The following is a 14,169-nucleotide window of genomic DNA, read 5'->3' as shown; positions in this document are numbered from 1 at the left end:
ATTTACACGTGTTTTTTAGAAAGGAATTGAGATAAGTAATCTTATTCTCAACGTAATTTTAGAGACAAAAAAGGCACTGGGGGTATCAGTGCCTTTGTCTTATTTAGAGAAACTAAATGCTAATTTGATTTCTACTTATTTTGCCGATGCTGTTTTTAGTTCAGCTGCTTTTTCTTGCTTCTTTTCAAAGCGAGAGATCCACCAGTATGCAAGAGCAGAGAATACCATTGTCATAAATACATTGATGAAGAAGGCTTGGACTAAATCAACACCCGTTGGGAAAGCCGATGCTGTCATACTTACCACAAAGATAGTGATAAGTACCGATACCACACCCATGCCTACTTTACGCGAGCCCATACGGAAATCGCGAGGAGTATCATCATGCTTCAAGCGGAAAACAAAGTAAGCAACCATAATGAAGATCGGTGGTAGCATTGCCGTACCAGCTGTTAAGTTAATTGCTGTATTCATCATGTCTTGTACAGATTCAGAGCCAAAGCCATTTACAACTAGCATCACAACTACGAAAGCAAACTGCCACCATGCTGCGCGAACAGGAACACCGTGCTCGTTTAGTTCTGTTGTTTTCTCACCGTAAACACCTTGAGGGATTTCAGAGAAGTGAATTTTAACTGGCGCTGCAGTCCACATCATCATAGAACCGAACATTGCGATGAAAAGAACGATACCAACAAAGCGACCAACTAATGATTCAGAAACGTTGAAGTATTGAGCCATACCCGTAAAGATTTCAACCATACCACCAGCGTAGGTTAGAGAATCACGAGCAACAAACACGTTTACAAGTAAAGAACCAACAGCATACATAGCACCAATTAGGATACCTGCGGCAATGATAACTTTAATAAACGTCTTTTGACCGCCTTTTACATCTTTCAAATAAGCTGCGGCAGTTTCTGCACCACCGGCTGCTTGGAAGATCCAACACATAATACCTAGCGTTGCCCAGTTAATGGTTGGAGTCATTGCTTTTAGTGTGATTGGTTCAACAGGTGTGTGGTCTCCACTAAGTGCCATTAGCGCGCCGATAACATACACCGCAAACAGAGCAAAAACACCATAAGCAACCATCTCTGCAATTTTGCCTAGCCATGATGCACCTTTGGTTGAAATATGCGTCGCAGCTGCAAATAAAACAATAGAGATAACTGAGGTGACAATAGGAGAGAAGGCGTATTCATAACCTAACATTGCATAAGAAGCATAAGCAATTACGTTAGGAAGTAGAGATACGAACCAGAATAGATTTACAAACCAGTAAAGGAAAGAACCTAAATAAGCCATCTTAGTGCCAAGAGGTTGTTTTAACCAATCGTACATACCTGATTCTGAGTTTTTGTTTGCTGATACAAATTCAGCAATAATGAATACGAATGGGATGAAGTAGACTAAAGTAGCGAATAAAAAGATGGGTGCAGAACTTAGCCCCAGCTCGATGTTGTTATTAACAATGTTACGAACGTTAAATACCGCCGCCATTGTCATCGACAGTAAGGCAAACTTGCCAATTGTCCCTCGTAAAGAATCAGACATAATAATGTATCCCTATGTGTTTGCGTTTGGATTATGAGTTTATTATTTTAGTTAACAATTGCAGGTAACTTTTAGTAAAATTATAGTAATAAGTTTTACTAAAAGTTACTGTGAGATATGTCATTAAATAGAGATTAAGAAAACAGCAAACTGTGATGGTGATCTATGCTAGCAGGGAGAGTCGTGAACAGTCGGAAAATAAAAGGAATAATTTTGCACCCATATTTATAGGTGCAAAGAAGGGAACGTAGTGGAATACGACTAGCTTAGGTAGTTATGAATATCAACGTCATCGCACTGTTCTGGCTTTAAGTGTGCTTCTGCGTATTTGTGATAGAGACCTGAGGTTAAAAATAAATTAAACAAATCTTTGTCGATGTGTTTATCTTTAACCATGAAACTCATAATCTTTAAAGATTCCGTTAATGTTTTTGCTTTCTTATATGGTCGATCGTGACTGGTTAGGGCTTCAAAAATATCAGCAATAGCCATGGCTCGTGCGGTAAGTGGCATTTCTTCTGCTTTTAGTCCCATAGGGTAACCTGTGCCATCGACTTTTTCATGATGGCCACCTGCTATTTTGGGAATAGCTTTCATCGTTTTTGGAAACGGGAGAGCTTCTAGCATTTTAATGGTTTGAATAATATGATCATTTATTGTAAATCGCTCTTCATTATTTAACGTACCGCGCTGAATCGATAAATTATAGACTTCGCCAATGTTATTTTTGTATTCTGGTAGATGTAATGTAAAGCGTGGATCTTGAACGGTATTAGTTACTCTCGGAATTAGATGGGATTGATTGTCTTGTAGCAGGGTAACCGTTATAGGCAATAGGGCGTTAATCGAGTTATTCAGGCGTGCTTTTTCTTCCCATGCAAGACCAAGGCTACTATCTAAGGTTTGTATCCAGGTTTGTTGACCAATTTTCTGTACTTTTTCTACATCTTGTTCTGATAAGAACTCATCACCCACATTTACTCTCGCAATAAGAGCAAATTCTTCATCTAATCGTTGCCATTCTTGTTCCAATTCTTCTCTATACTCATCAGGTAGCGTGTTATTAAACGCTTCCTTCCATTGTTTTATTTCAACATCACGTTTTAATACTTCAAATCTTGTTCTTATTTCATGAATTCGATTGTAAATAGTTTCTAATTTTGTTGCTTTATCAACGACGTATTCTGGTGTGGTTATTTTACCGCAATCATGTAACCACGAAGCAATTCTTAACTCCTCTTGTTGAGTGGTGTTCAGTTTGAAATCGTTAAATGGTGGAGTAGAAGAATCACTCGCCACCTGAGAAAGCCATTGGGTTAATAAAGGCACTTTCTGACAATGGTTTCCAGTATAAGGTGACTTTGTATCAATCGTACTTGCCATTATTTGAATAAAAGAATCGAGTAAATCCTTTTGATTTTGTTGCATTTTTCGTCCATCTAAAGCAATGGCAGTATAGTTAATTAATGATTCAAAGTAGTGAAACTTAGTATTACGAATGTACTCACTCTCTTTCACATCAAACACTAATATCATTGCCCCTATGGTTTGTTTTTCTTTAGAAAACAAAGGGAAGGTGATAGACCATATTTGCTCACTGTCTAAACCCAATTTATTCTGTTCTTGTTTGTCGAATGTATTAATATTCAGGTTTTCAAAGGGTTTCTTTTTGATCATTATCTGTTCAATGGTTTTTGCTATTTTTTCATCATTTAGAGCAAAGCTTTCTAATTGACTAATGTCTTCATTTTGCGTGGTGATTCTCCATGCAAATTGAGGCTCTATGTGCGTTTCTGCATCATTGATAAGATAAAGATAAGCAGCGTTTGCTTTTGTTGCTTTGGCAGTACTGCGGCCAATGAGCTTTATTAATTCATCAAAGTTATTCTCTTTTGATATTGAATTGGTTAGGTTAAAGTAATTTTCTATCGCTGATTTCATACCAGAAATAGATTGGGTAAGATTTGCTATTTCAAGTATCTTGGTTGGTGTGTGATCGATAGATGAAAAATCAAATGTGGATATTAACCGTGCTTGCTCTGTGGCTTGTTGGATTGGCTTTGATATTCTTTGTGATATGAAATAAATACAAGGAATCGACAGAATAAGAATAACGAAAGACCACCAAATGGTCTGTTGGCGAATAATATAGGCACTAGATAATAATTCTGATTCTTTTACCGCAACCAATAAGTTTAATGATCGTTCTGTGTTAATTGGAACCGAAAATATTTTCCCATACCAATTTTCATCATTATTCTGATATTGTTGAATTTTTTGGTCTGAATTGACGTGTTGAATTGTGCTTAATACCTCAGAGTTAAGTAAATCACTCAAATTGATGACTTTACTTTCTTCTTTGTTCATTAAAGCGAGGTTGGTGGAATTACTTGCGTAAACGATGTTCTTCTCATCATAAAGCACTCTAAGAGAGGAGGGGTGGATAGCCGTGCTTTTTAATACGTGACTGAGTTTTTCCATTAAAATATCAGCACTTACAACAACGTTATTCTCTGCTTTCTTATGAAGGGTTAAACCAAATTGTTGTAATCCTGGAAAGTAACGAGGTTTAGATAAAACAATTTTTTCTTTGATCGAATTCTTAAACCAATTTTCATTTCTTGGGTCATATTGATGTTCATTAAGTTCATCTGAACGGATAAAACGTGCTTGATCATCGTAGAAAAAAACGGTGGTTTTATTTTCGATAGTAGAGTTATGATTGATGAAGAAATAGTAAGTATTCTCTGGAGTGTTTAGTTTTTTTCTAAATAAGGAATTACCTAATATACCAACGCCAAACCAATCGCCATTTGGAAAGGAAATACGATACGTCGAGACATGTTTATGTAAATCTAAGAGCATCGCTAATTCGGTAAAGTAAGCGTTGCGTTGCTCTACTGTTTCGGCGTGGACGATATCTCTCCTGGAGAGCTTAGCTATTGCGTTAAATGCGGGTCTATATTCACTTCTTATTGAAGATCTTGTATCTGTCGATATTCGGTCAAAAATGGTTGAGGTAGCTTCAAGTAAAAGTTGATTGATGCCTTTGTTGGTTATGTATATTTGTACCGAACAGATGACGACGATCATTACCATAAACAACGTCGATATATGAATGTGCAGTGGCAATAGTAGTTTATCTTTTATTTTTTTTATTCGAGATATCATAACGCACCAATTGTTTTTATTATCTAGAATAAACGTAGTTTACAAATAGGAAAAAATCGATGGCGAATAACGGATAAAGTATTAATTAAAATAAAAAAACCGAGAGTATGGCTACTCTCGGTTTTTTTCGGTTTAGTTTTATTTAATTAAAAAACCATGAATTATTGAACAGCAGGTTTTGCTTCTTCAATTTGTTCTTCTTTAGATAATGATTTTTCGTATTTGCTGTATTTCCACCATGCATAACCAAGGAAGATAACAATACCACCGACGTTGTAGAAGATAATCGTCATGATATCTGCACCTGTTGGGAAGGTTGACGCAAAGAAACCAACCGTAAAGATACCAATCAGAATTGAAACCACACTGATACCAGTAAGGCGAGAGCCCATTCTAAAGTCACGCTCTAGGTGATCCAATTTTATGCGTAAGTTTAAGTACGCTATCATGATGAACAGTGGTGGAAGCATAGAGGCAGCCGCTGTCATGTTAATGATGGTGCTCATTAAATCTTGTACCGTATCAGACGCTAGTGTTGGGATAAACATTAGTGGAATAACGATTAAGAACTGAATCCATGCTGCACGCTCAGGCACACCTTGTTTGTTTAGTGCTACTGTTTTTTCACCAAAAATACCTTTTGGAATTTCAGAGAAGAAGATCTTAACCGGAGTTGCAGTCCACATTAGTAGCGAACCAAGCATCGCGGTGAATGATACGATACCAACAAAACGGTTCATTAAGATTTCAGATAGACCAAAGTGTCTTGCTAGCCCTTCAAATACTTGTACTGAGCCACCCGTAAATTTCAATTCTTCGCGAGAGACGAACACGTTCGCAAGTACCGAGCCAACTGAGTAAAGTGCGCCGATAAAGATACCTGCAATGATGATCACTTTAACGAAAGATTTATGACCGCCTTTGATGTCGTTTACATAAACTGCAACTGATTCTGCACCACCTGCCGCCATGAAGATCCACGTAATTACACCAAGGAACGCCCAGTTAAATGATGGAGTCATTGCTTCAATAGTGATTGGGTCTGCTGGCTCAATACCACCAATTAACGCGCCGCCTGATAATAAAATGTAAGACAGAGTAAGCAGAAGCATTAATGATGAGGTTAAAGAGGTAATTGGACCTAGTAATTTCGCACCATTGTTTGATACATGAGTCGCTACCGCAAACAGTAGGGTACTTAATACCGCCGTAGTTAATGGTGTAAATATGTACTCGAACCCTAAGAAAGCATAAGACGCATAAGCAATGATTCTTGGTAGTAAAGAGGTGAAGAAGAATAGGTTAACAAACCAATAAGTATACGCGGTAATAAATGCCCAGCGACCACCGAGCGAACTTTTTACCCATGCATAAACACCGGCTTCGGAATTTTTATTAAGAGATACAAATTCGGCAACGATTAAACAAAATGGAACAAAATAGAATAGGGTTGCAAGGAAGAACATTGGTGCAGAGGATAGCCCGATCTCAATATTATTATTGATGATATTATTGAAGCTATAAACTGCAGCAAAAGTCATAGACAGTAAGGCGAACTTGCCTATCGTGCCACGAGTTGATGTAGACATAAGGTACTCCGATGAATCACATATTGTAGGGTAGGAAGGGTTTGGTCGGTTAAGATCCAACCCCTCTCATAGTTTTTTATTTCAGGTATTACTTATTTATTCAGGAAATAGCCATCTTCGATAGTGACTTTTAGAACCACTTTACGAACACGACTATCGCCATGGAATTTGTAGGCTTTACTGTTATCAAACACTGCGACTTGGCCTTCACAAAGTTGATGTATTTGACCATTACCATTTAGGTGTTCACGGTCAGTTTCATCTGAATACGCTTGCACGCTCTCTAGCTCAGATTTACTCGCAACTTCAACTGTTTCACGGCCTTCTAGGTAGTAATGAATATCAAAGTATCGGCGGTTACCAACAAAGGTTTCTGTGTTTTTAGCCACGCCATCTTCAATCATGTACACCAGAGAGTCGCCAATGGAATACATGATCCCGTCTCTTAGGTTGCTAATGTTTTCAATCGCTTCAACACAGCGGTTCCATTTACGGCCGTCGCGATACACCACTTTAAATTGTTCTAGGTTGTCTAAAATGATCATTACTTTTCTCCGCCTTCAACTGTTGTTTTTGAAGTGAATGTCGTGTTTGAGGTAAATGTGTGATTAGCTAATGTTTTTGGTGAACAGCCACCCTTTTGGAATGGAACCAAAGTTAGTGCGTATTGGAATTTATCCATGTAAACACGGTATGAATCCAACACCTCAGAGCCCCAAGAGTTAGACCCTAAGCCCATCAGTTTGTGATCAAGGTTTAGGGTGATGTAACCACTTTTCTCAAGCTCAATCGTGTGCTGTGCTTCATGGATATTTTGATTAGTGTAGAACCAAGCACTGAAGTTAATCTCTTGCTCAGGTTTAACAAACAAACCAGAACCATGACGATTCGCAAGTGACGCCCAACGAACGTGCTGGCGGTTGCCGTTATTTTGTGGGAACGGGTAGTTCTCAAACATATTAGTTACAGTTGTTTGGTATACATCAATCATGTTTGCTTGTTGGCTGTCTTGGTAGTTCTCTTCAGGACCTCGGCCGTAGTATTGAACTTGGTCAAACTCATTATTGATGCCAAGATCCAAACCAATCACAGGGATAACATGAGGGTAATCACCGTAACGTTCACCAGATAACTGAATATTTAACTGGCCTTCTTTATTGATTTCATAAACGTAAGTACAGCGCATACCAAAATCAAACACAGGTGGCGCAATAATGCTGGTTACCGTGAAAGTGGCTTTACCGTTTGATGCATCAAGGTCGATAGAGCGGAAGTGCTCTTGCATGATTTGAAGATGTGCAGGCTCCCACAGACCTTCATGCTCTTGCTTATGGTTATCCACCATCGGTTTGAAGAAATTCAACTTAGGTGAGCTTGCAATTAGCTCTTCACCATTCACTAACCATGAAGTTAATTTACCGTTCACTTTTGAGAAAGTAAGCGCAAAGTTCAACCCTTTCACTACATAATCTAAACGAGATGCCGTGATATCAAGTGCGATTGCATTACTGTTAGAGAACACTGGAAGTTGCTCTGTGTTTTCTTTTAATTGAACTTGGTAAATCGCAATGTCGTGATTCGCTTCGCTATACAGAGTGCGAGAATCTTTACGTACTGTGAAATTAACGAATGTTTCGCGTCCATCCAATTCTGGTAGTGTGATTTCAATGTCACGGCTTGAGTTTTCAGTTAAGCCTTCCATTTTGAATGTGGTGCTTTGCAGAGTTTCGCCTTCAGCACGGATCTCTGCAGTAATGGTGTAGTCATCAAGGTTTGAGAACCACAGCTTGTTATCAACAGTGAAAATGCCGTTTGCTGCGTCTTTAGCGTGGATCTTAACCGGTGCGATAACTTGCTTGTATTCTTTTAAGCCAGGTCCTGGAGTTTGATCTGAGTAAACCAAACCATCCATGCAGAAGTTGTAGTTGTTTGGATAATCGCCGTAATCGCCACCATATTTTAAGAACTCAGTACCGTTTTCATCTTTAGCAAGAATGCCGTGATCACACCATTCCCAAACATAATGACCTTGAATAGAGTCATGTTTGTAGAACACGTTTTGGTATTCAGTTAATCCACCTGGGCCGTTACCCATTGCGTGTGCGTATTCACAAATGATGCGTGGTTTATTATGAGGGTGCTCACCAAAGGCATTCATTAGTTGAGCACGAGAGTACATAGTACTGATGATATCAACCACTTCAGCATCACGGTCTTCTTCGTAATGAACCAGACGAGTGTCATCAATTGCTTTTGCTGCATCATACATAGATTTGATATTACAGCCGTAGCCAGATTCGTTACCTAGCGACCACATGATGATTGATGCGTGGTTTTTCTGAGCGTGAATATGGCGTTCAATACGCTCTACAAATACGTGTTCCCATGCAGGATCATTGGTAATTCGGCTTAAATCTCCAACGTTAGCAAAGCCGTGCGTTTCTACATCGGTTTCACCCATAACAAACAGACCGTATACATCACACAGTTCATAAAAGCGTGGATCATTAGGGTAGTGAGCAGTACGTACTGAGTTGATGTTGTGTTGTTTCATTAATACGATGTCTTTCTCAACACGATCCATACCCACAGCACGACCTTTTAGGTGATCGTTATCGTGGCGGTTTACACCATGAAGCATGACGTATTTGTTATTGATGTAGAACAGACCATCGCGCACTTTAATGTCACGGAAACCAACACGGTTTGGAATGATTTCTAGTGTTTTTCCGTTTTCATCTTTAAGCGTAAGTACCAATTGATATAGGTAAGGGTTTTCTGCCGTCCAATGCGTTGGGTTTTCCATATCAATCTTGATGTCTACATTATGGTTTGCATCAAAAGAGAGTGAATTTACAGTACCTTCAGAAACGACAGACTTACCATCAAACAGTGTGTAATCAAGTGAATAATTAGATACTGAGTTGCTTGTTAGGTTTTCTAACTCTGCTTTACAAGACAGTGTCGCACTTTGGTAATTTGCATCAAAATCAGTGCGAATGGTAATGTCTTGAACATGAACTTGCTCTTTACCAACGAGGTAAACATCACGGAAGATACCGCCAGTCCACCACATGTCTTGGTCTTCAATGTAAGTTGAATCAGCCCATTGCATTACACGAACAGAAAGCAGGTTTTCACCTTGTTGTGCAAATTCAGAGATATCAAATTCAGCGGTTAAACGGCTGCCTTTACTAAAACCAACGTAGTTACCGTTTACGTACACTTCAAAGTAAGTTTCTACGCCATCAAATTTAATAATGGTTTGTTTGTTGTTCCAAGTTTCGCCTAACGTGAAGGTTCGTTGATAAGCGCCCGTAGGGTTGTCACTTGGTACAAAAGGAACATCGATAGGGAAAGGAAAGCCTTCATCTGTGTATTGAAGATCACCATGACCTTCCATTTGCCACATGTTAGGAACGGTAATGCTGCCCCAATCGCTCATGTGCTCAGAGTAGAACTCGTCAGGTACAAGTAATGGATTAGTAAAGAAGTTGAAATTCCATTGGCCACTTAATAGCTGGTAGTGACTACTTAATTCACGTTGGAATGTCTTTGCAGACTGAACTGAATCGTATGAGAAAAAGTAAGCACGCGGTGCCATTCTGTTTTCATTAAGGCGGAAGAAGTTTTCCCAATTGTTCACGTGTTGCCTCCCGGACAATGCCGATAGTTCTTATAAATAGGTAATTAATAACTCTCTGGTAAAAGATATTAACTAAAGTTTTAGTAAAACAAATCGGTAAATTGTTTTACTTTTAACTTGGTCACATTATGAACTGAGCTTTGTGAGCGCGGTAACGTTAATAAGAGTTGTAGAAACAATTCATTAACCTTAATTGATTAATAAATAGATAAAATAATCGTGAAGTGATGGTGTATTGTGCAGAAATAGAAAAGAGTAGAGTAAATCGTTAAAATTTAGGTGTAAAAAAAGCAGCGAGATAAACGCTGCTTTTATTAAAATAAAAAAGAGTTTTTAGTTATTTTTTAGTGGTATCACGCAAGCGTAATTTACTTGGAATATACACACGAACAGGGATTACTCGTTCATCACGACGGCGCTCAAGTAACAAGTTAACGCCTTGGCTTCCCATCAGTTCTGAATGAATACGAACGGTAGAGAGAGAAGGGAAGGTAAACTTGGCGGTTGGTATGTCATTAACACTGATTAGAGCAATATCTTCTGGAATGCGTAAGCCTTTTTCATGGATAGCACGTAATACACCAATAGCAATGGAGTCAGAAGCAATAAACAGAGCATTTGCGTGATCGGTTTCTAGCATTGCTTTAGCCAGTTTATAACCTGATGAACTTGAGAAATCACCACGGTAAAGGTCAGATTCTGAAACTACCCCTTTTAATTGGCCGTATTCCGCAAACACTTCTTCACGAATATCAGAACAATCAATATTATCTTGACCACCAATAAAACCAATGCGTTGATACCCTTGATTCATGAAGTAATTAATCACTTCTTTACTGATACGCGCAAGATCAATATCAACAGAATCAAAGTTTTGTTCGTGATCGGTATAATCAATATAAACAATGTTTTTACTGATCTTTTGAATCGCTTTTAATTGAGCTTTACTTTGACGACCGACGAGTAAAATACCATCGATATTCGGGTTTTTAATCTCAAGACTGCTTTCATAGCTATTGGTCAACGTGATATCAAATTTATCACACTGAGTCTCGATACCGTGTCGAATAGCAAGGTAGTAAGGATCATTGACTTCAGTTTCTTGCTTATAATTATATAAAGCCAGAAAGTGTAATTGTTCTTTTGCTACTTGAGGTAAGGCACTGGCCAATTTACGAGTCGAGCTGGTTTTGTACTCAAGCTTTTCTGCGATCTCGAAAATACGTCGCTTAGTTTCTTCTTTTACACTTAGCGTTGGATCTTCATTTAATACACGAGATACCGTTGCCAATGAAACGCCAGCTTCGTTGGCTATTTCCTTTAACGTTGCCATTCATCCTCCAGCCTTTATTTATTAATATTCTTGTATATTACTGAATAAATGATGACTTTGATACTTAAATATCATTTTTACTAAAGTTTTACTTGGTTTCGCTATCGTGACTTTTGATATAAGAATCCAATAGGGGCAACAGATTGATTAAATAGACGTTTTCTTTGTGCTAAAAACAGTTCGGCGGTTGAAATCGCATCGACTAAAGCGTGATGTGCAGGGTAATCTGGTAGGTTATATTGGCGTCTGAGAGAGAATAAACGGAAATCTCTTTGATGGCGATTATATTCAATTGTATTTTGTTCAATTCTCAATGTATCTAACCAAATTATGGGTAGGTTTGGAAGTTGGTGTGACAGAAAAAATTGTTCTAAAAAACGCTGTTCTATTGTGGCACCATGAACAATTAAAATACTGTTTGGAAGGCTGCTAAAGAACCGCTCCATTGCCTTTTTAATTGAGATACCCGTCTTTTGCTGTTCAGGCAGAATGTGATGCAACGAACGAGCGGTATGGTCTACCTCGGTATGTTCAGACGGCGATCTTTCTACTGTTGGTTCATTGATAATGTAATGTTGAGCACTGCTAAGTTTAATTGTATTTTTAATAATATGAACCCAACCGATGCTGACAATATGGTCGCTTTCTGGGTTAAGTCCTGAAGTTTCAAAATCTACGACAGTAAAGGTGATGTTATTACTGTCTTCTTTTGGGCTTGGATAAGGAGATTCAAGCAAACTTGTTATGTAATTCGGTAGCTCTATATCTTGTGCTATTAACGTTTGTCTTTGTTCTTCTAAATGAATCAATGGATGGCGATTAGAAAATAAGTCCATCATGTGGCTGATTATATTTTTGTTCGTTAATGATTTATTTGGCATTTGTTAGACACCAAACTTCATTTTCATTAACTCTTGAAAGCTTGACACAATACGGAACGCATCTTTTATATGCTGACGCTCAAAACTACCAAATAAATCTGGTTGAAGTTGATTATCAATGGGTTTTTCATTTTGTATTGCTTGTAATTGGTGCTGAAATCTCAGGCGATTAACATAATGATAGGTTTCACTGAGATCTTGATAAGTGACATCATTTAACACGTTATTCTCATGTAAAAACTCCATTCGTTCGCTGGTGTTTAGGGCTGTTCCTCCCTCCATTAATGAATGAATACGAATGAAATCGACCATGCAAGAAATAGCGGCTTTTTTGATATTTAATACTTTATTATTATTGCCGTCCTTTTCTAATACCAGGTGTTTAAATATCCCCAGTGGTGGACGCGTTCTTAAGGTATTACGAAGCATTGCGATAGTGAGTGACATATTTTTACTTACCAATTCATGACGGCAAGCATCAACATTCTCAAATAGGCCTTCATCACCATAAACAGGACGAATTTCTAAAAATACATTTAGATTAAGTAGTAAATCGTATTCAGGATTAGTACTCCATTTACGATAATATTCCTGCCAGATGTGCGCTTTTTGGCACCATTTAGGTGTGGCTGCCATGAAGCGGCCTGTACATAAGCTGTAATCTAATTCAGAAAGCGCTTTACATACGTACATTGCAAAATGGTTGAAATAAATCCTATCAGAGCCCGTAGCATCGTCAGCAAGGATAATGGCATTGTCTTGATCAGAAGCTAAGTGCACTTCATTTCGAGCATGAGAGCCTGCGACTATCCAAGTAAACTTACAAGGTGGTTGTCCAAATTGATCGATAGCGAGTTCGATTAATCGATAAGTGAAGGCATCGTAAATCATACTCAGAACTTGTCCGATGGTGGTTGGTGATGCGTTACTCTCCATCATGCTTTGAAATACGGCGCTGCGCTGTTTAGATAAATCGATTAAAGCCGCAATCGAGTCAGCGTGACGAATTTTATCAAGTAAGAAAATAGATTGAACACTGTCGTTCTGAATTAAATGCTGCGGAGTGATAAATCCTGTGACTTGTTTTTGATTATTGAGTACAGGAATGTTTTGAATATTGTGCTTCATCATTAAATGAACGGCACTCATTACTAGCTCATCTTCATACACCGTATGGATATCTTGAGTCATGATAGAACTGATGGGTTCATGCACGTTTTTGGCTTGAGCAACAACGCGTTTAGTCATGTCTTTATCAGTAATCATTCCTATTAAAATGCTATTTTTATCAACGATAAACGCGCAAGAAACCCCAATAACATTGCGCATTTGATGGGCGACTTCTTGAATCGTATCCGTTGGAGATACGATGGCTATTTTAGGATCGGCAATATCACTATTAGGACGAAGATAGTTCTGATGGGTATGTTGTTCACTGTCTTGCTTAGCATCTTGTGCTCGTAAACGAGTCTTTAAACTTAAAGCAAGAGATGAGGCAACCTGAGGGTAAGCGCCAACAGATGCCATTAACGATGCGTAATCAAAACGATAAAGAAGGGTATTTTCTATAGCTAAAATAGAGTAGCCAAACTCTGAGTTATTTTGTTGTAGGTTAAAACCAAAAATGTCTTCTTCCCCTAATTTGGCACGTAGTGTTCCATCAAGGTTATTCTGCTGCACAACACCAGTTCGAATAATATAAAGATTGGTAGAATCATCGTCATTTTCGATGGTTTCTTCAGGACCAAGTAATAATATATCGACAGTTTGAGCGATGTCATTGAGTGCAGTGGAAGGCAATAAATTAAAAGGATAAATTGTTTGTAAGAAGGAAACAATGTTAGGGAGGAGTTCATTATTCATATTGATTGCAACCAACTGTTATTTTAAATAAATCGCTGCACTAGCTATCTGGTTAGCCAATAAAGTTAATTGTTATATTAGGCTGTTAATAGTTTGCCGTAAATAGAATTAAGCCAATAAAAGAATGCA

8 protein-coding genes are annotated in these 14,169 nt (G+C 38.2%); all 8 read right to left on the bottom strand.

Going from position 1 to position 14,169, the window contains the following annotated elements:
- Positions 1–135 precede the first annotated feature (135 nt).
- The 8 genes from ED622_RS00390 to ED622_RS00355 all read right to left on the bottom strand — a co-directional run bounded on the left by ED622_RS00390 (position 136) and on the right by ED622_RS00355 (position 14,040).
- Positions 136–1,557, bottom strand: a complete 1,422-nt coding sequence (locus ED622_RS00390; RefSeq protein ID WP_122032012.1) for an amino acid permease — start codon at positions 1,555–1,557, stop codon at positions 136–138.
- Between the two features lie 261 nt (positions 1,558–1,818).
- Positions 1,819–4,728: an HD domain-containing phosphohydrolase gene (locus ED622_RS00385; RefSeq protein WP_174213415.1), complete on the bottom strand. Its 2,910-nt coding sequence runs from the start codon at positions 4,726–4,728 to the stop codon at positions 1,819–1,821.
- Positions 4,729–4,889: 161 nt separating this feature from the next.
- On the bottom strand, positions 4,890–6,317 hold the full coding sequence (locus tag ED622_RS00380) for an amino acid permease (RefSeq protein ID WP_122032011.1): 1,428 nt from the start codon (positions 6,315–6,317) through the stop codon (positions 4,890–4,892).
- A gap of 92 nt (positions 6,318–6,409) precedes the next feature.
- The gene (locus ED622_RS00375; RefSeq protein WP_122032010.1) at positions 6,410–6,862 is read right to left on the bottom strand and encodes a beta-galactosidase subunit beta; all 453 of its coding nucleotides are present in this window, start codon (positions 6,860–6,862) and stop codon (positions 6,410–6,412) included.
- On the bottom strand, positions 6,862–9,963 hold the full coding sequence (gene ebgA / locus ED622_RS00370) for a beta-galactosidase subunit alpha (protein ID WP_122032009.1): 3,102 nt from the start codon (positions 9,961–9,963) through the stop codon (positions 6,862–6,864). The genes ED622_RS00375 and ebgA overlap by 1 nt, the downstream gene beginning before the upstream one ends.
- A 337-nt stretch (positions 9,964–10,300) precedes the next feature.
- Positions 10,301–11,296, bottom strand: coding sequence for a transcriptional regulator EbgR (gene ebgR / locus ED622_RS00365; protein ID WP_122032008.1), 996 nt, complete (start codon positions 11,294–11,296; stop codon positions 10,301–10,303).
- 101 nt (positions 11,297–11,397) lie between these two features.
- The gene (locus ED622_RS00360; protein ID WP_122032007.1) at positions 11,398–12,177 is read right to left on the bottom strand and encodes a 3'-5' exonuclease; all 780 of its coding nucleotides are present in this window, start codon (positions 12,175–12,177) and stop codon (positions 11,398–11,400) included.
- A 3-nt stretch (positions 12,178–12,180) separates the two neighbouring features.
- The gene (locus ED622_RS00355; protein ID WP_122032006.1) at positions 12,181–14,040 is read right to left on the bottom strand and encodes a DUF294 nucleotidyltransferase-like domain-containing protein; all 1,860 of its coding nucleotides are present in this window, start codon (positions 14,038–14,040) and stop codon (positions 12,181–12,183) included.
- Positions 14,041–14,169 lie beyond the last annotated feature (129 nt).

Origin of the sequence: Aliivibrio sp. EL58 (genome assembly GCF_900312675.1) — a bacterium.
Lineage (GTDB): Bacteria > Pseudomonadota > Gammaproteobacteria > Enterobacterales > Vibrionaceae > Aliivibrio.
This window is presented reverse-complemented; position numbering and strand designations above follow the sequence as displayed.